The organism is Cellvibrio zantedeschiae (assembly GCF_014652535.1).
In the GTDB taxonomy this organism is placed as follows: Bacteria; Pseudomonadota; Gammaproteobacteria; order Pseudomonadales; family Cellvibrionaceae; genus Cellvibrio; species Cellvibrio zantedeschiae.
Window position 1 is genome coordinate 82,181 of record NZ_BMYZ01000005.1, and the last position, 16,640, is coordinate 98,820.

The window sequence follows — 16,640 nt, forward strand, 5'->3', positions numbered from 1 at the left end:
CGCACAAATGCATAGGCAAATGCGCAACAGACGATGGACCATTTATGAATTTTAGAGCCTGCGAATTAAAGCACTTGACTCTGGACCGAAAGGATTTTTATTGCCGATTTAAATTAAGAAGGGGGTAAAACTTCGCGGTTGGTGTTTTGCAATCTGTTATCAATTATTGTTTGCAAACACCACCACGATTGTTATTAATTATTGTTGTTGCCACTGGTTGTACTCAGTTGGTGTTGCGCACTTTAACGACACAAAAATCAATTTGCTAGCATTAATTTTCAAGTGTGTAGTTAGGAAACATCTTTTTAGTTATAAGCAAAATATGGGTATTTTGTGGTGCAAAGTGCTACCTGTGCCCAGGCTTTTTAGCCCGTCATTGCTAAGCTAAAGGCAAACCAACATAGCCTTAGCGACTAGCTTGTTATCACATTCAATAAAGGACTTTGCCATGCCCGACTTCCCCATCATCTCCAGTGTTGTGATTGGCCTTATCGCCCTGCTTCATGTGTATATTTTGGTATTGGAAATGTTCCTATGGGATAAACCCGCCGGCCGCCGCGCCTTCGGCCATTCGGTGGAAAAAGCCATCGAATCCAAAGTTCTGGCAGCCAATCAGGGCTTGTACAACGGTTTTTTAGCAGCGGGATTATTTTGGGGGCTTTATTTAGGCGTTGCAGGCTTTGATATCAAAGTGTTTTTCCTAAGCTGCATCCTGGTTGCCGGAATTTACGGCGGTATTACCGCCAAACGCAAGATTCTTTATATTCAGGCTCTCCCTGCACTCATAGGGTTGGCGCTGTTGTTCTCAAATGTATAAACACATCAAGCGGGAGTGGTCTATTTAGACTTCAACCAACCTAGAGATGCCCGGCATAACCCGCTAGAATAGCGGCCATTCACCATCCCTTATTCCCTCCTGAGAAGTGATTGCGCTATGACAGCCTCGAAAAAACCTACTGTGCTCCTCATTCTCGATGGCTTCGGCCACTCGGAAAAAACCAAATACAACGCCATTGCCGCAGCCCATAAGCCCGTATTCGATAAACTCTGGGCCAATAATCCAAAAAGTTTGATTGAAACCTCCGGTTTGGCCGTGGGCTTGCCAGAAGGCCAAATGGGTAACAGCGAAGTGGGACACATGACCCTTGGTGCTGGCCGCGTGGTTTACCAAAGCTTTACCCGCGTTAATAAAGCCATCAGCGACGGCGATTTTTTTACCAATCCTGTATACGTAAACGCCATCGATAGCGCGATTAAAATTGGCAAAGCCGTACATATTCTCGGTCTGCTCTCTGAAGGCGGCGTGCACAGCCATCAAGACCACATATACGCCATGATGAAAATGGCCGTTCAACGCGGCGCTAAAGAAGTTTACCTGCACGCATTTTTGGATGGCCGCGATTGCCCGCCACGCAGCGCTGAATCTTCACTGCAAAAAGCACAGGATTTATTTAAAGAATTAGGCGCTGGCCGAATTGCTTCCATCGTTGGTCGGTACTTCGCGCTCGACCGCGACAACCGTTGGGATCGCGTTAAGCAAGCATACGATGTCATGGTGACCGGTGAAGCCGAATATGATGCACTTACGGCGGTTGAAGGATTGAAACACGCCTACGCGCGTGACGAAAATGACGAGTTTGTTAAAGCCACGATTATCTGTGGCGAAGATGAAGAAGTTGCGACCATTAACGATGGCGACTCAGTAATATTCATGAACTTCCGCCCGGACCGCGCGCGCGAAATTACCCACGCATTGATCGATGAAAGTTTCACAGGCTTTGAACGCGAATTGCATCCAGAAATTGCACACTTTGTGCAAACTACCGAATACGCTTCTAGCATCAAAGCACCTATTGCATTCCCGCCAGAAGATTTAACCAATTCATTTGGTGAATATATTTCTGGCTTGGGCAAAACCCAATTACGCATTGCGGAAACGGAAAAATACGCACACGTAACTTTCTTTTTCAATAGCGGCAATGAAGTTGTCTACGAAGGTGAAGATCGTATTTTGGTTCCATCACCACAAGTTGCTACTTACGATTTGCAACCTGAAATGAATGCGCCAATCGTCACTGACAAATTAGTTGAAGCGATTGAATCCGGTAAATACGATGCCATTATTTGCAACTACGCTAACTGCGATATGGTTGGTCACTCCGGCATTATGGAAGCCGCAACCAAAGCGGTTGAAGCAATCGATATTTGTTTGGGTCGTGTTTTGGCTGCGGTAGAAAAAGTGGGTGGCGAAGCATTAATTACTGCAGACCACGGCAACGTAGAAGAAATGTTTGATGAAGAAAGTGGTCAAGCAAATACACAACATTCAACTTTGCCAGTACCCTTTATTTTCTGCAGCTCACGCAAAGGAACTATCGCACCCGGCGGCTCATTGGCAGATGTAGCACCAACCATGTTGGCGTTGATGGGCATTCCTCAACCGGCAGAAATGACCGGCAGGAATTTGATTACAATCGAAAAATAACCCCACCCTGGCCCTCCCCTTTGCAGCGGGGCGCGCAACTGTGAGGGAACTTTTACTCCCAGCTAAATTTAAGAGGGAGTACAACTCCTCCCTCTGCGAAGGGGGAGGTTCGGAGGGGGTTAAAATCTCCATAATAATCACGGAAATTTCATGAAAAAACTTTTTTGCTTAAGTTTGTTATCCATGATGTTAGCCATATCGCCGAGTGCATTGAGTGCCGATAAAGACGATATGGAAAAACTCCAAAAAGACATTAACGATTTGCAGAAAGAATTAAAAAAAGTTCAGGGCGCGCGTTCTAATGTGCAGCAAGAGCTGCAAAAAAATGAAACGCAAATGAGCGAGCTGCAAAAGAAAGTTGAAAAAATCCAGCAAGAAATAAACGCTCAAAACAAGCAGATAGAAAATCTAAATAAAGAGCGTGGCGATCTGGAAAAAGCCCGGGCAAAGCAACAAGCCCAAGCCGCTGAGCAGATTCGCGCTGCTTATCAGCTTGGGCAACAACCACAGTTTAAAGTGTTCCTGAATCAGGAATCACCTGAGCGTATTTCACGCATGATGAAATACCACAGTTATTTTATGGCCGCGCACGCCGAGAAAGTGAAAAAATATCTCGACACCATTGCGCAGCTCAACGAGCTTGAACCGCAAATTGCCCAAAAAACAGCTGAGCTGAATATCATTAAAGAAGAAATGGGCAAACAGCAAGCGAGCCTGCAAGAAGCACAAGCGCAGCGCAAACAAACGCTCGCAAAAATTAACACCACAATTTCCAACAAAGACAAAGCTTTGCAAGATATGTTGGAAGATCGCCGCCAGCTCCAAGCACTCTTGCAAAAAGTTGCACGCGCAAGCACCAGTCTTGCGGCAGCACCGAGTTATGTTCCTCTACCCAACGCGGGTGAAAAATTTAGCAGCCGTCGCGGTCGCTTACCTTGGCCAACGCAAGGCAGAATTACCCACGGATTTGGTAGCAGCCAGGTTGAAGGTCAGCTGCAATGGAACGGCGTTATGATTGGCGCAAATGCCGGGCAGCAAGTACAAGCGGTGCATTATGGTCGCGTGGTTTTTGCCGATTATTTTCGCGGCCAAGGTTTGTTGGTTATTATTGATCACGGCGAAGGTTATTTGAGCCTTTACGCGCACAACCAAAATTTATTTAAAAAGGCAGGCGACGCTGTTAAAGCGGGCGAAGCCATAGCAAGCGTGGGCAATACCGGCGGACAAAACGAAGCTGGGTTATATTTTGAAATTCGCTATCAAGGCAAGGCAATTAATCCGGCAGATTGGTTAGCGCGCGCCTAAGCTTAAGGCTTGAAACAGAGCAAAAAGAATTGCTTATTGTGGGCGCTGTAAGCGCTTTTCGGAGATGTAAATGTTGTGCCTTTCCCCAAAAAAATCTGGCGCTAATAAAAATTTTCAAACATTACTTTTGATAGCAATGTTTGCGTTCGCCAATTTTTCAAACGCAGCGCCTGTTGAAAAGAAAAAGACTGCGCCGCAAAATCCGGGGCTTTTACCACTCGAAGAATTGCGCACCTTTACCCGTGCTTACGATCACGTTCGCACCAGCTATGTGGAAGAAGTTAGCGATTCCAAAATGCTGGAATACGCCATCAAAGGTTTAATTTCAGAACTCGATCCGCATTCCGCTTATCTCGATAAAGAGGCTTACGCCGAACTGCAAGCCACGACTAGTGGTGAATTTGGTGGCGTAGGTTTGGAAGTGGGTATGGATGAAGGTGTAATCAAAGTCATTACTCCGCTCGATGGATCACCCTCACAAAAAGCCGGCATTAAACCGGGCGATGTTGTTGTGCGCATCGACGATCAACCCATGAAGGGAAAAACTCTCACTGACGCAACTCGCTTGATGCGCGGCCCAAAAGACACACCCATTAAAATGAGTTTGCAACGCAAGGGTGTTGACGACCCCATTGAGTTAATCATCGTCCGCGATTTAATTCATGTGCAGAGCGTAGTGGTAAAACCTATTGCCGACGATTATTTGTACGTGCGTATCGCGCAATTCCAAACCAATACCGGAAAAGATTTCGTAGAGCGTTTGCGTGAAAATCTTAAGCTACGCCCAAAAACCAAAGGTTTGGTTTTGGATTTGCGCAATAACCCTGGTGGCGTTTTGCAATCGTCTGTAGAAGTTGCCGATGCGTTCCTCGATAACGGAACCGTGGTTTACACCCAGGGTCGCATGGAAAACAGTAGCATGAGTTACGCGGCAACACCCGGCGATTTAACCAATGGCTTGCCCTTGGTGGTGCTGATTAATAGCGGCTCTGCTTCAGCATCTGAAATCGTCGCAGGCGCACTGCAAGATCACAAGCGCGCCATCATTATGGGTACGCGCAGTTTCGGCAAAGGTTCGGTGCAAACCGTAATTCCTATTACGGAAGATCGCGCCATTAAACTTACCACTGCTCTTTACTACACCCCCAATGGCCGTTCCATTCAGGCGAAAGGTATTGATCCCGATGTTCGTCTGGAGAAAATCACCAATGGCGTAAGCCAAAAAGCGCCTATGGCAGAAGCGGATTTAGCAGGTCATATCGGCAACAAAGAGGGCCAGGAAATTGGCAGCGGCACGCGCGAGCGCGAAGCAGTCGTTAATGACGATACACTGAAAGACAATCAGGTGTTGGATGCAATTAACCTGTTGAAAGGGCTACACATCCTTGGCCAACAACCGGCCTCGACTAACGACGAAACGGACACCAACAAGCGTGCTCCTGCAATTGCACCTAACATTGAAGTCAGACCGCCGGCACAGGATAAATAATGCCCAAGGTATGGCCTTGGCTGCTGATTTTTTTTGGTGGCTTAAATGAATTTACTTTTGCCTCGCCCGCAAACACCGAAGCGCGCCTAGCCATCATCATTGATGACATTGGCTATAACCAAACCCAAAGCGAACGAGCAGCTCGGCTTAAAGGCGCATTTACCCTCTCTGTTTTACCCTTCACTCCACACGGATTAAGCAGCGCAAAACTTGCCCACAACCAAGGCAAAGAACTCATGCTGCACCTGCCCATGAGCACTATTAACAATATGCCCGTAGGCAAAGGTGGGTTGGTGAGTGGTATGGAAAAAACTGCATTTCTCACTACGGTTCGCCAGGATCTGGATAGCCTTCCCCATATCCAAGGGGTTAACAACCACATGGGCAGCCGCCTCACGCAAGAGGCCGAACCCATGCAGTGGTTGATGTCTGAGTTGCGCCCCCGCGGGCTCTATTTTGTTGACAGCCGCACCAGCGCACAGACCAAGGCCCTGGATATCGCCAGTCATTTCCAGGTACCCAGTCTGAAGCGTGACGTCTTTTTGGATGACCTTAACGAAACCAAAGCTATTCAATATCAACTCAATCGCGCCTTGCAATTCGCGCGACAACGCGGCTCCGCAGTCGCTATTGGCCATCCTTACCCCACAACGCTAAGTGTGCTCGAACAAGTGCAACCGCTTCTTTCAGCCCAAGGTGTAAAGCTGGTTTTCGTTTCGCAACTCTTAACTCCAGCTACCCATAAAGAAACTCCCAATATGGAACAGCTCATCAATACGGGCGAACCGCCCTACTGCCCGGCACCCGAATTAGATTTATTAACACAATTTCGCTCAAAAGTTGATTTATACGACAAACCGGCTATTATGAAGCCGCTAGGTTTTGGTTATTAAACGATCTTGTTTTAATCTAACTAAGTATATTCAGAAGATTTGTTTAGTGTTTATAATCAACTTGGGTGGCAATCCATGAACCCATGTTTTAAGGAAAATCTGCTGAAAAGCATTATCTGATCAGCATTACTTAACCAAGAGGTTCAAGATGGCTACATTCAATCGTGCGGGTGAAGAAGGTTCTGTTCCTAATCGCAGCGGTCGCTTCCTGCAAAAGGACAGCTACTGGTATTACACCACTCGCGAAGGCGTGGACATTGGTCCATTTGATACCCGTGCTGATGCCGAAGTTGGTGTTGGTGAATTTATCGATTTCATCTGTGCGTCTGAACCCAAAGTGTTAGACGTACTGAAGCAATACCGCGCAGCCTAATCTTTAGGTTCGCAGCGAAACCAGAATGCAAAAGGGCGCTCAATAAGCGCCTTTTTTATTAGCCGATTTAAACTGGTAAATTACAAACGCACCTCAATTCCCTGGGCACGCATAAATTCTTTCGCTTGTGGCACAGTGTATTCACGGAAGTGGAAAATACTCGCTGCCAACACAGCATCAGCGCGCCCTTGCGTCACTCCATCCACCAAATGCTGCAAGTTGCCTACACCACCAGAGGCGATTACCGGCACAGCCACAGCATCGCTAATCGCACGCGTCACACCTAAATCGTAACCCGCTTTAGTACCATCGCCATCCATACTGGTCAGCAGGATTTCACCCGCACCGTATTCGGCCATACGAATTGCCCATTCAACCGCATTGATACCCGTTGGCTTGCGCCCACCGTGAGTGAAAATCTCCCAGCGCGGCTCTTCGCCCGCTTGGCTGACTTTCTTCGCATCAATCGCAACCACAATACACTGAGCACCAAAACGATCAGACGCCGCTTTTACAAAATCCGGGTTGAACACAGCAGCGGAGTTAATCCCCACCTTATCAGCACCCGCATTCAACATGGTGCGAATATCTTCCACAGTGCGAATGCCACCGCCTACAGTGAGGGGGATAAACACTTCGCTGGCGATTTTCTCCACCGTGTGAACAGTCGTATCGCGGCCTTCATGGGTGGCAGTGATGTCGAGGAATGTGATTTCGTCAGCGCCTTCCTGGTTGTAGCGCTTGGCAATTTCCACCGGATCACCCGCATCGCGGATATCCAGAAACTGCACGCCTTTCACCACGCGGCCATTGTCCACATCGAGGCAGGGGATAATTCGTTTTGCGAGGGTCATAGTCAGATCCGATTAATTAGCGTCGCAGTAGGCCTGGGCTTCCGCCATGGTCAATGTGCCTTCGTATATCGCGCGGCCAGTGATGGCGCCACAGATGCCTTTATGGGCTTCGGCTTTGAGCGCGATTATGTCTTGCATATTGGTCACACCACCGGAGGCGATAATAGGGATGCTCGACGCCTGCGCCATGGCCACGGTGGCCTGAACATTCACACCTTGCATCATGCCGTCGCGGGCAATGTCGGTGTAGACGATGCTGCTCACGCCATCTTGCTCAAAACGTTTCGCCAGCTCAGAAGCCTGGATGTTAGACACTTCTGCCCAACCATCAGTTGCTACCCAACCGTCTTTTGCATCCAACCCGACAATAATATGGCCGGGGAACTGTTTGCACATATCGGTCACAAACTGCGGCTCTTTCACCGCTTTGGTACCGATAATCAAATACTGCACGCCCGCATTGAGGTAATACTCAATGGTTTCCGCACTGCGGATACCGCCGCCGATTTGGATTGGCAGATTTGGGTAGGCTTTGGCAATCGCCGTCACAACGCCACCGTTCATTGGCTTACCTTCAAAGGCACCGTTGAGATCGACCAAATGCAAACGACGGCAACCTTGATCGACCCACTGTTTCGCCATAGCGACTGGGTCGTCGGAGAATACGGTGGAGTCGTCCATCAAGCCCTGGCGTAAACGCACGCATTGGCCGTCTTTTAAATCAATTGCGGGGATAATTAACATTCAACAATCTCGATAAAAACAAAATTCATTATGGCACCGACTATTCCCGTGCGAGCCGCCCGAGCATTGGAAAAAAATTGGTGTAAAACAAACAGGAAGTTTGTTTTAGTGACGTCGCGACATGGATGTCGCGTCGGAACGACAGCAATTTTTTGAAACGCGCAGGAAACAGCGGCGAACCGGGTGTCTTTCCTTTTGGTTACTTTTCGTTGGACAAGCAACGAAAAGTGACTCGCCAGCAGGCGAAATAAAATCAACAAAACGTAGGAATGATAATAAGAAAATCAAAAGCTGGATTACTCGCCGTGCTCGCCCTTCGGGTCAACTTTAAGTTGTTCAAAGTACTTCGTACTTTAGTCCCGCTTTCACGAGGATGACGACTCCCTAATTTTTAAGCCTTACCATCCCACTGTAAAAAGTTCTTCAACAACTGCAACCCGGAGGTATGACTCTTCTCCGGGTGAAACTGCACGGCAAACAAATTATCGCGTGTCAGCGCAGTGTCGAATTTCACACCGTACTCACAACTAGCCGCCACCAAACTCTCATCCGCTGCCTGCACATAAAAACTGTGGACGAAGTAGAAGCGGCTGTTTTGCGGAATATCTGCCCAGAGCGGGTGATCGTCATGATTCACCTGGTTCCAACCCATGTGCGGCACTTTCAAAGCATTGCCATTAGCATCTTTATGGTTGGTACCGAAAAATTTAACCTGGCCGGGGAAAATGCCGATGCAATCTACACCGTTGTTTTCTTCGCTGTGATCCATCAAGGCCTGCAAGCCAACGCAAATTGCCAGCACAGGCTTGCCCGTGGCGACTTGTTCGCGCAGTAATTTGTCGAAGCCAAGGCGGTTGATTTCGCCCATGCAATCGCGAATTGCGCCTACACCGGGAAAGATCACACGGTCTGCCGCTGCTACAACCGCAGGGTCTGAGGTCACAACCACTTTTTGTTCAGGGGCAACATGCTCCAAAGCACTCTTCACCGAGTGAAGGTTGCCCATGCCGTAATCGATAACGGCAACTGTCTGTTGGGTCATTGCTTATAGACTTCCCTTGGTTGAAGGCATTATGCCTTCCATACGTGGGTCTAATTCCAGCGCCATACGCAAGGCGCGGCCGAAGGCTTTGAACACAGTTTCAATCTGGTGGTGGGCGTTGTGGCCGCGCAGATTGTCCACATGCAGGGTAACGCCCGCGTGGTTTACAAAACCCTGGAAGAATTCCCAGAACAATTCGGTATCAAATTGGCCGATGCGCTTTTGGGTAAAAGGAATCTGCATAACCAAACCGGGGCGACCGGAGAAATCGATCACTACACGTGACAAAGCCTCATCGAGCGGCACATACGCGTGGCCATAACGGCGAATACCTTTCTTGTCGCCCACCGCTTTGGCAATGGCTTGGCCGATGGTGATGCCGATATCTTCTACTGAATGGTGATCATCAATATGCGTATCGCCATCGCAAGTAACATCCAGATCAATCATGCCGTGGCGGGCGATCTGGTCCATCATGTGCTCTAAAAAGGGCACACCGGTATTGAACACACCTTTACCAGCACCATCCAGATTGAGGCTTACGCTGATTTTGGTTTCGAGGGTGTTACGAGTTACTTGTGCAATGCGATCTGACATGCAGGGCTCCAGCTAACCGGATAATCCGGCGACGCGCTTAAGAAAACACGAGTTAATAGGAAAGCGCGAATTATATAGGTTTGACGCAGTTAATGCCCAGCAAACTGAGCGCTGGCGCCAATTTTTATGGCTATTGAGGCCTTCAAGCCACGCAGAGAAGGTCAGTCCGCCAATCCCGGTACTCTCAACTTTTCATCCTCAGGGGTATTTGTGCACCCTTCGCCGAAATTTTCATTTTCAGGGGCTTTATATAAAAACTTGGTATTAATACTAACTTGCGAATGCGCTGCCATGAGTTATCGTTAAGCCATCAACTTATAACTAAATGACTTTTTAAACGTCACTTTGGCCTATGCACTATAACGATTATTGATAGCAATGAACGACAAGCTCATTAACATCCGCCAATTGATTGCTAACGCCAAGCAGCGCGAGGGTGCATCAGCACAACTCAGCCGCCTGCTGAGTGCGCGCGCCAATCATTTGCACGAAGCTATCAAATTGCCAACTCAAGAGGCCGAGGAACTACTGGCCGAGTTTGTGATTCGCTATATCGCCCAAGTGCCGGAATTTATTGAAGCCATTAGCGATATCACCAAAGAGGCAGGTATTTTTGATGGCATTTTGCCGCTGTTGAACATTGCCAGCGATTATTTTCTGGCGCCGCCAGATATCATTGGTAACCACGCTCAATTAGAAGCCTTGCTGGATGAAGCTTATCTCGCCCATCGTTTGTTAGAAGAAGTGAATGATCGCTTTATTGGTTACTGCGGAATTCCGTTGGCACCCATGGATATGACGCGTGCCAATGTCATTGCGCACGAATTGATCGGTGAACCTTACGCTAACGAATTGGATCAAGCCGTATTATTTTCGGCAGAGTTACTGCTAAATCAATACAGCTTTGCTGGCGAAAGCTTTAAGCACTACATTGCTTTACATAAATCCCGCGGCTGGTCGCAAGAGCTACAACGTTGGCCCTGCCTTACAGAAGACCTGGCGATAGTATTGGACTTCAGCAACAACCTGAAAGATACGGTTCGTCATTAATTCCCCAAAAAAGCGCTCTAGAATCAAAGCGCTATTTCCGAAAACTTTTTCCAAAAACAATTAGGCAAGCTATGCCAGGTAAATATGCCAAGTAAAATAGTTTGATCCGTTCAATGGCACAAATCAGTGTTTGCTGTCTGGCGAGACAATGTTGATAACCTGGGTTTCATGCGCATCTTCCCTAACCTGATTAACGCGCGTTTCTAATTCACCAGTGGCAATGTTGATACGCATTTCTTCTTTAAAATCGCAGCTCACGCACTCGCGAAAATCTTTTCCATCCAGGTTATACACCACGATGGAATCCATTTTTGAACAGCGGGGGCACACCGCGCCCGCCATAAAACGACGCTTGGTTGAGTAAGCCATTAAACCGCATCCTCTATCGCAAAATTGGAATGCACTTCAATTCCGGAGTGTCTCAATAGCGCATCAATATTGGGTTCACGGCCGCGGAATTGGGTAAACAATTCCATGGGCGTTTTGCTACCGCCTTGCTGCAAAATTTCACGCAAGAAGCTCTCGCCAGTTTGCGCATTAAAAATACCTTCCTCTTCAAAGCGCGAGAAAGCATCTGCCGACAAAACTTCTGCCCATTTGTAACTGTAATAGCCTGCTGCATAACCGCCCGCGAAAATATGGCTGAAACTATTTTCAAAACGGTTAAATGCTGGGGGGAAAACCACAGCGATTTCCTTACGCACTTGCTGCAAAACATCTTGTGCCGTACGCGGATTTTTAGGGTTGTACTCAGCGTGCAAACGGAAATCAAACAACGAAAATTCAATTTGGCGCAGCATCTGCAAACCAGATTGGAAATTTTTTGCAGCAAGCATTTTGTCGAGCAATGCTTGCGGTAAGGATTCACCAGTTTGGTAGTGGCCAGAAATCAACGGAATCGCTTCCGGCTCCCAGCACCAGTTCTCCATAAATTGGCTGGGTAATTCCACTGCATCCCAGGCAACGCCGTTAATTCCGCTCACCGCTGCCACATCAATTTGCGTGAGCATATGATGAATACCATGACCAAATTCGTGGAAAAGCGTGGTTACTTCATCGTGTGTTAGCAGTGAGGGAGTATCGCCCACTGGCGGAGTAAAGTTGCAGGTTAAAAAGGCAACCGGCAATTGAACACCGGAATTTGTTTTACGACGTACTCGCGCATCTGCCATCCAGGCACCGCCGCGCTTACCTTCGCGCGCAAACAAATCCAGATAGAAGCTCGCGATGTGTTTACCGTCTTTGGAGATTTGGTAGAAGCGAACATCTGGGTGATAGCTATCAAATTCAGCGACTTGTTTTACATCAATACCAAACAAACGTTTAACGACTTCAAACATTCCGCTAATAACTTTTTCTGCAGGGAAATAAGGGCGCAATTCTTCTTGCGAAATAGAGTATTTTTCTACGCGCAATTTTTCGCTGTAATAAGTGGTGTCCCAGGATTGCAAATCGGTGCAGCCCAAGCTCGCCGCAAACTCAGATAGTTCTGCGTAATCTCGCGCTGCATAGGGTTTTGACTTTTGGCCAAGCTCTTGTAAAAAATCTAAAACTTGTTTAGGGCTTTGCGCCATTTTGGTAGCAAGCGAACGCTCAGCGTAATTATTAAAACCTAATAATTGTGCAAGCTCATGACGCAACGAAAGTGTTTCAGCAATCAAAGCGGTGTTATCAAATTCTGCCGTAACTTCAATCTTGTTTTCAGCGTTGGTTTTTTTCGACTCAGCCGATGCACGGGTAACATATGCGGTATAAATTTCTTCGCGCAGTTTGCGGTCATCTGAATACATAATCACGGCGTAATAGGATGGGAAGTCGAGCGTAATGACATAACCTTCCAAAGATTTTTTTTGCGCCGCTTGTGCTGCTTGCGCAAGCGCAGATTCAGGTAAGCCTGCAAGCGCATCTGCGTTGTCAAAATGTTTGAACCATGCCTGGGTAGAATCTAAAACGTGATTAGAAAATTGCGTGGATAACTCAGATAAACGTTGCTGAATTTCCGCATAACGTTTTTTATCTTGCTCGTTTAACGCAACACCACCTAACCGGAAATCGCGCAGGGCGTTATCAACGGCTTGCTTTTGTGCTTGCGATAAATTTTTATACTCAGTGCTATCCGCCAATTGTTGGTAAGCCTTATACAAATCTTCGTTTTGGCTCAGCTCAGTACCGTATTCGGTCAAAAGTGCAATACTCGCATTATAGGCATTGCGCAATTCATCATTATTACGTACCGCATTTAAATGGCTCACTGGCGACCAGGCTTGATCCAACTTATCGCCTTGCTCCTCCAAAGGTGCAACCAATGTTGCCCAGGACGGCTGGGCCAAATTTGCGAGCAAATTTTGCAAATAGGTGCGGCTTTCCTGAATGATGTTGCTGACAGCCGGTTCAACGTGGGCAGCTTCAATGCTGGAAAAAGGTGGTAACACGTGGGACTGCAAGAGCGGGTTAGTCATGAGTGACTCCAAACGAAATGACACAAATATTTTCCTGTATGATACACCTTAAAAAATCGCCATGGCTTTGAAAAAAGAGATTAGTTTATGAAACACAACCAAAACCCCTTAAGCATTCGCAGCTACCAAGGCCACACACCACAATTTGGTAAAGATGTTTACGTCGACCCCGCCGCTATTGTGATTGGCGATGTTCAAATTGGCGACGACTCCTCTGTGTGGCCCTATGCGATTATTCGCGGTGATATGCATCGTATACGTGTGGGCGCCCGTACCAGTATTCAAGATGGCAGCGTACTTCATATCACCCATGCGAGCGATTTTAATCCTGCTGGCCACCCTTTAATCATTGGTGACGATGTCACTGTCGGTCATTCAGTCAACTTGCATGGCTGCACCATTGGCAACCGCGTACTCGTCGGTATTGGCTCAACGGTTTTGGACGGTGCGATTGTGGAAGATGATGTTGTAATTGGCGCAGGCACTTTAGTGCCACCGGGCAAGCGATTGGAAAGCGGATTTTTATATGTGGGCTCACCCTGCAAACAAGCTCGCCCCTTAAAAGATAGCGAGCGTGCATTTTTTAAATATTCAGCGGGTAATTATGTGAAGCTAAAGAATATTCATATTGCGGAATTGGAAGCGCTTGCGGAATAAATTTTAATCGTTGGTAGATAGACGCAAATTTAATCAGACTTCCTTCTATTGAAATTTTTCATTAAGGATAATCCATGCTTTCACATTATAACTTCTTAATTATTTTTTCTTTGTGGTTATTATAATATTCGCCAAGCAGAGGGTGATCCTCAATCCATTCCACAGGGGCTCTTACCAAGAAATTAAAATAAGATTCTGCGACCCTGAACGAAGGTAATAACTCCGGGAATTCACGGTAATTTTCAATATTACGGTGAGCTGAATATGTATTTCGAAAATCACAAACGGATTTTCTGTATTCTCGCCATTGTTCAATATCGCCTGCAAAATTTTTAAGTATTAAATCTCTCACAGTTTTTTCATAGTGCTCCGATGAGCTAGTTTTTTTCCAATGCAGCTCATTATCATCCGTTCCAAATACTTTGCACCATTTTATTATTAGATCATTAGCAGTAACATTTAAAAGATGAACCCAATATTCTATATCAGGGATACTCTTAGCATTTTCGTTAAAATACTCAATCACAACCTTATAAAAACAATAACTTTGCGTATATTCAATCAACAAACAAGCTTGATTAGCAAAAATTTTTTCATTAAACAGAAATATCTTTTTATCCCAGACAGCCTTCATATACCGTAACGATATTTCACTCATACAAATATGACCTAAAAATTCTATTTCGAATAAAGTAATCACATGAAATTTTATTCACATACCAAATTCTACCGCAGAAACTCATTACTCTTTACTTTTGCCCTTTCCTCTCTTCCGAAAACAGGAAATAGCCGCACCACACAAACCACCGATAACAAATAAAAATGGCCCAATAATCACTCCAAGCAAAACCATATAGGCTATAGCTGATTCCAATCCAGCTTCGGCAGCCCCGTGCATGAATGAAAATCTATTGAACAATCCAAATATAAAGGAAGTAACCAACAAGAAGAGTACACAAAGCGCACCTGATTTTGCAGCAACTTTCAGATAGCCTGTTTCTTTTAATACGAATACCAAAAAAGCGATAAAGATACAGGCAAATGTTATTAGTACGAAATGATTCATTAAAGTTTCCTTGTGAAGGATCACACTACCTGTATTGCAGGGATATTTATTAAGGTTTAATCATCTACCAAGTTTTGCCGTAAAAATTCATCGTGCGTGGGCAAATTTTTTACCATGGATTGAATTGCCTGCCGCGCCATTTTTAGCGTATCGCTAATTTCCTGGTAATCCATGTTATCTACACGCGGGCAGTATTTGTTGGGACGAATGCCCATGCCTTCGAATACGGATTGCCAGCTGGTACTGCGGAATAATTCATCGGTACCTTCGCGTACTAAACCATGGCCTTTAAAGAGTGCGATACGCTCTTGTAAAGATTCTGGTAACTCCATATTTTTACAAAAGCGCCAGAAGTCTGTGTCTTCGCGCTGTGTCGTGCAGTAGTGCAGCACAATAAAATCGCGCACTTCTTCAAAGTCTGCCGTCATACGGCGGTTGTACTCTTTGATTAAGGTTGGGTCACAATCACGGTCGGGGAAGAAGCGCAAAAAGAAATCCATGCCGCGTGCAATTAAATGGATGGATGTTGATTCCAAAGGTTCAACAAAACCGGATGCCAAACCGAGCGAGAGGCAATTTTTCTCCCACATATTTTTGCGGCGACCGGTAGCGAAAGGAATTACGCGCGGATCGTTAATACGCGGCGCATCTAGATTTTTTAGCAGTGTGGATTTTGCTTCAGCGTCTGTACAAAATTTACTGGAATATACATAACCGTGACCGGTGCTGTTGCGCAGCGGAATTTTCCAACTCCAACCTGCTTTGCGCGCAGTGGCAGTTGTGTAGGGCGGACGCTTTTCCTGCGCTTCGGTTTTTACAACTACTGCGCGGTCACAGGGTAAATATTTTGACCAATCTTCAAAACCAACACCGAGCGTTTTCTCAATCAAAAGCGCTTTAAAGCCGGTACAGTCGATAAAGAAATCACCATGGATTTCTTTGCCGTCTTTCATGATTAATTTTTCAATATTGCCGCTGTCAGTTTGCGTGACTTTTTCGACGGTTCCCTCTGTGCGTTTTACACCACGCTCGTAAGCGTAACCGCGCAAATATTCTACGACTAATTTTGCATCCAGATGAACCGCATAACTTGCGCCGCCAATCGGTGTGTTTTGTAATTGCGTCGGCCAGAAGAAACGTTCTTGCTCCGCCATCACCGAGCAGGGTGAAAAGTCTTGCAGTGGCGATGTGTCGCCTTGCATGGTGGCTTTTAACCAGCATTGATAAAAATCGTGCGAGCCAATGCGTTTGCCGATAACACCGAAGGGATGGAAATAGGATTCGTTTTTTTGTCGCCAGTCGATAAATTTAATGCCGAGTTTGAAACAGGCCTGCGTATTTTGCACAAATTGTTGTTCGTCGATGCCGAGGTTTTGGATCAATCGTACAACGGGAGGAATTGTAGATTCACCGATACCGATTGTGCCCAAATCATCTGACTCAACCAATTCGATTTCGCACAAATTGGATTTGAGGTGATAGGACAACATGGAAGCTGCAATCCAGCCTGACGTACCGCCACCCACAATCACGATTTTTTTTATTGGATTAATACTGCTTGTCATTTGTGTTTTGCCGCTCTCGCTGAATCAACTACTGAAATAAAATTGTTATCAAAAACATAAG

At 46.4% G+C, this 16,640-nt stretch carries 17 protein-coding genes; 8 read left to right on the top strand and 9 right to left on the bottom strand.

Annotated elements, in window-relative coordinates; all coding sequences use genetic code 11:
* Nucleotides 1–448 precede the first annotated feature (448 nt).
* The 6 genes from IE104_RS18570 to IE104_RS18595 all read left to right on the top strand — a co-directional run bounded on the left by IE104_RS18570 (nt 449) and on the right by IE104_RS18595 (nt 6,545).
* Nucleotides 449–817 carry a DUF1304 domain-containing protein gene (locus tag IE104_RS18570; protein ID WP_189421333.1) on the top strand — a complete coding sequence of 123 codons (369 nt, stop codon included), beginning with the start codon at nt 449–451 and terminating at the stop codon, nt 815–817.
* A 117-nt stretch (nt 818–934) separates the two neighbouring features.
* Nucleotides 935–2,485, top strand: coding sequence for a 2,3-bisphosphoglycerate-independent phosphoglycerate mutase (gene gpmI, locus IE104_RS18575; protein ID WP_189421335.1), 1,551 nt, complete (start codon nt 935–937; stop codon nt 2,483–2,485).
* Nucleotides 2,486–2,635: 150 nt separating this feature from the next.
* Nucleotides 2,636–3,790: a murein hydrolase activator EnvC family protein gene (locus IE104_RS18580; RefSeq protein ID WP_189421336.1), complete on the top strand. Its 1,155-nt coding sequence runs from the start codon at nt 2,636–2,638 to the stop codon at nt 3,788–3,790.
* A 70-nt stretch (nt 3,791–3,860) separates the two neighbouring features.
* Nucleotides 3,861–5,279: a S41 family peptidase gene (locus IE104_RS18585; protein ID WP_189421338.1), complete on the top strand. Its 1,419-nt coding sequence runs from the start codon at nt 3,861–3,863 to the stop codon at nt 5,277–5,279.
* Entirely contained in the window at nt 5,279–6,172 is an 894-nt protein-coding gene (locus tag IE104_RS18590) for a divergent polysaccharide deacetylase family protein (protein ID WP_189421340.1), read from the top strand. The genes IE104_RS18585 and IE104_RS18590 overlap by 1 nt, the downstream gene beginning before the upstream one ends.
* A 148-nt stretch (nt 6,173–6,320) precedes the next feature.
* The gene (locus tag IE104_RS18595) at nt 6,321–6,545 is read left to right on the top strand and encodes a DUF6316 family protein (protein ID WP_189421341.1); all 225 of its coding nucleotides are present in this window, start codon (nt 6,321–6,323) and stop codon (nt 6,543–6,545) included.
* Nucleotides 6,546–6,625: 80 nt separating this feature from the next.
* On the opposite strand, the gene hisF is transcribed toward IE104_RS18595, so the two are convergent.
* The 4 genes from hisF to hisB form a co-directional block, all read right to left on the bottom strand.
* Nucleotides 6,626–7,399: an imidazole glycerol phosphate synthase subunit HisF gene (gene hisF / locus IE104_RS18600; RefSeq protein WP_189421343.1), complete on the bottom strand. Its 774-nt coding sequence runs from the start codon at nt 7,397–7,399 to the stop codon at nt 6,626–6,628.
* Nucleotides 7,400–7,411: 12 nt separating this feature from the next.
* Nucleotides 7,412–8,143 carry a 1-(5-phosphoribosyl)-5-[(5-phosphoribosylamino)methylideneamino]imidazole-4-carboxamide isomerase gene (gene hisA / locus IE104_RS18605; protein WP_189421345.1) on the bottom strand — a complete coding sequence of 244 codons (732 nt, stop codon included), beginning with the start codon at nt 8,141–8,143 and terminating at the stop codon, nt 7,412–7,414.
* Between the two features lie 391 nt (nt 8,144–8,534).
* Nucleotides 8,535–9,185 (bottom strand): imidazole glycerol phosphate synthase subunit HisH, encoded by a 651-nt coding sequence (gene hisH, locus IE104_RS18610; RefSeq protein WP_189421347.1) that lies wholly within the window; start codon nt 9,183–9,185, stop codon nt 8,535–8,537.
* 3 nt (nt 9,186–9,188) lie between these two features.
* Complete coding sequence (gene hisB / locus IE104_RS18615; RefSeq protein WP_189421349.1) at nt 9,189–9,782, bottom strand: imidazoleglycerol-phosphate dehydratase HisB; 594 nt, start codon at nt 9,780–9,782, stop codon at nt 9,189–9,191.
* A 378-nt stretch (nt 9,783–10,160) separates the two neighbouring features.
* On the opposite strand from hisB, the gene IE104_RS18620 reads away from it, so the two are divergent.
* A complete protein-coding gene (locus tag IE104_RS18620) occupies nt 10,161–10,832 on the top strand; it encodes a hypothetical protein (protein ID WP_189421351.1) in 672 nt (223 codons plus the stop codon).
* A 123-nt stretch (nt 10,833–10,955) separates the two neighbouring features.
* Here IE104_RS18620 and IE104_RS18625 read toward each other — a convergent pair whose 3' ends face one another.
* Nucleotides 10,956–11,201, bottom strand: coding sequence for a YheV family putative zinc ribbon protein (locus IE104_RS18625; RefSeq protein ID WP_189421352.1), 246 nt, complete (start codon nt 11,199–11,201; stop codon nt 10,956–10,958).
* On the bottom strand, nt 11,201–13,291 hold the full coding sequence (prlC, locus tag IE104_RS18630; protein ID WP_189421442.1) for an oligopeptidase A: 2,091 nt from the start codon (nt 13,289–13,291) through the stop codon (nt 11,201–11,203). Before prlC ends, IE104_RS18625 begins: the two co-directional genes overlap by 1 nt.
* 87 nt (nt 13,292–13,378) lie before the next feature.
* On the opposite strand from prlC, the gene IE104_RS18635 reads away from it, so the two are divergent.
* A complete protein-coding gene (locus IE104_RS18635; protein WP_189421354.1) occupies nt 13,379–13,948 on the top strand; it encodes a gamma carbonic anhydrase family protein in 570 nt (189 codons plus the stop codon).
* Nucleotides 13,949–14,033: 85 nt separating this feature from the next.
* Here IE104_RS18635 and IE104_RS18640 read toward each other — a convergent pair whose 3' ends face one another.
* From IE104_RS18640 to IE104_RS18650, 3 genes are all read right to left on the bottom strand, one after another.
* Nucleotides 14,034–14,606 (bottom strand): hypothetical protein, encoded by a 573-nt coding sequence (locus IE104_RS18640; RefSeq protein ID WP_189421356.1) that lies wholly within the window; start codon nt 14,604–14,606, stop codon nt 14,034–14,036.
* An 84-nt stretch (nt 14,607–14,690) separates the two neighbouring features.
* Nucleotides 14,691–15,014 carry a hypothetical protein gene (locus IE104_RS18645; RefSeq protein WP_189421357.1) on the bottom strand — a complete coding sequence of 108 codons (324 nt, stop codon included), beginning with the start codon at nt 15,012–15,014 and terminating at the stop codon, nt 14,691–14,693.
* Nucleotides 15,015–15,070: 56 nt separating this feature from the next.
* Nucleotides 15,071–16,579 carry a tryptophan halogenase family protein gene (locus IE104_RS18650; RefSeq protein WP_189421358.1) on the bottom strand — a complete coding sequence of 503 codons (1,509 nt, stop codon included), beginning with the start codon at nt 16,577–16,579 and terminating at the stop codon, nt 15,071–15,073.
* Between the last annotated feature and the right edge of the window lie 61 nt (nt 16,580–16,640).

Bases quoted from the DNA above. Each gene is read 5' to 3' on its own strand.
- IE104_RS18625 (WP_189421352.1), bottom strand. From the start codon at position 11,201: ATGGCTTACTCAACCAAGCGTCGTTTTATGGCGGGCGCGGTGTGCCCC.
- gpmI (WP_189421335.1), top strand. From the start codon at position 935: ATGACAGCCTCGAAAAAACCTACTGTGCTCCTCATTCTCGATGGCTTC.
- IE104_RS18645 (WP_189421357.1), bottom strand. From the start codon at position 15,014: ATGAATCATTTCGTACTAATAACATTTGCCTGTATCTTTATCGCTTTT.
- IE104_RS18570 (WP_189421333.1), top strand. From the start codon at position 449: ATGCCCGACTTCCCCATCATCTCCAGTGTTGTGATTGGCCTTATCGCC.
- hisB (WP_189421349.1), bottom strand. From the start codon at position 9,782: ATGTCAGATCGCATTGCACAAGTAACTCGTAACACCCTCGAAACCAAA.
- IE104_RS18640 (WP_189421356.1), bottom strand. From the start codon at position 14,606: ATGAGTGAAATATCGTTACGGTATATGAAGGCTGTCTGGGATAAAAAG.
- IE104_RS18580 (WP_189421336.1), top strand. From the start codon at position 2,636: ATGAAAAAACTTTTTTGCTTAAGTTTGTTATCCATGATGTTAGCCATA.
- IE104_RS18595 (WP_189421341.1), top strand. From the start codon at position 6,321: ATGGCTACATTCAATCGTGCGGGTGAAGAAGGTTCTGTTCCTAATCGC.
- IE104_RS18590 (WP_189421340.1), top strand. From the start codon at position 5,279: ATGCCCAAGGTATGGCCTTGGCTGCTGATTTTTTTTGGTGGCTTAAAT.
- IE104_RS18650 (WP_189421358.1), bottom strand. From the start codon at position 16,579: ATGACAAGCAGTATTAATCCAATAAAAAAAATCGTGATTGTGGGTGGC.
- IE104_RS18620 (WP_189421351.1), top strand. From the start codon at position 10,161: ATGAACGACAAGCTCATTAACATCCGCCAATTGATTGCTAACGCCAAG.
- IE104_RS18585 (WP_189421338.1), top strand. From the start codon at position 3,861: ATGTTGTGCCTTTCCCCAAAAAAATCTGGCGCTAATAAAAATTTTCAA.
- IE104_RS18635 (WP_189421354.1), top strand. From the start codon at position 13,379: ATGAAACACAACCAAAACCCCTTAAGCATTCGCAGCTACCAAGGCCAC.
- hisF (WP_189421343.1), bottom strand. From the start codon at position 7,399: ATGACCCTCGCAAAACGAATTATCCCCTGCCTCGATGTGGACAATGGC.
- hisH (WP_189421347.1), bottom strand. From the start codon at position 9,185: ATGACCCAACAGACAGTTGCCGTTATCGATTACGGCATGGGCAACCTT.
- hisA (WP_189421345.1), bottom strand. From the start codon at position 8,143: ATGTTAATTATCCCCGCAATTGATTTAAAAGACGGCCAATGCGTGCGT.
- prlC (WP_189421442.1), bottom strand. From the start codon at position 13,291: ATGACTAACCCGCTCTTGCAGTCCCACGTGTTACCACCTTTTTCCAGC.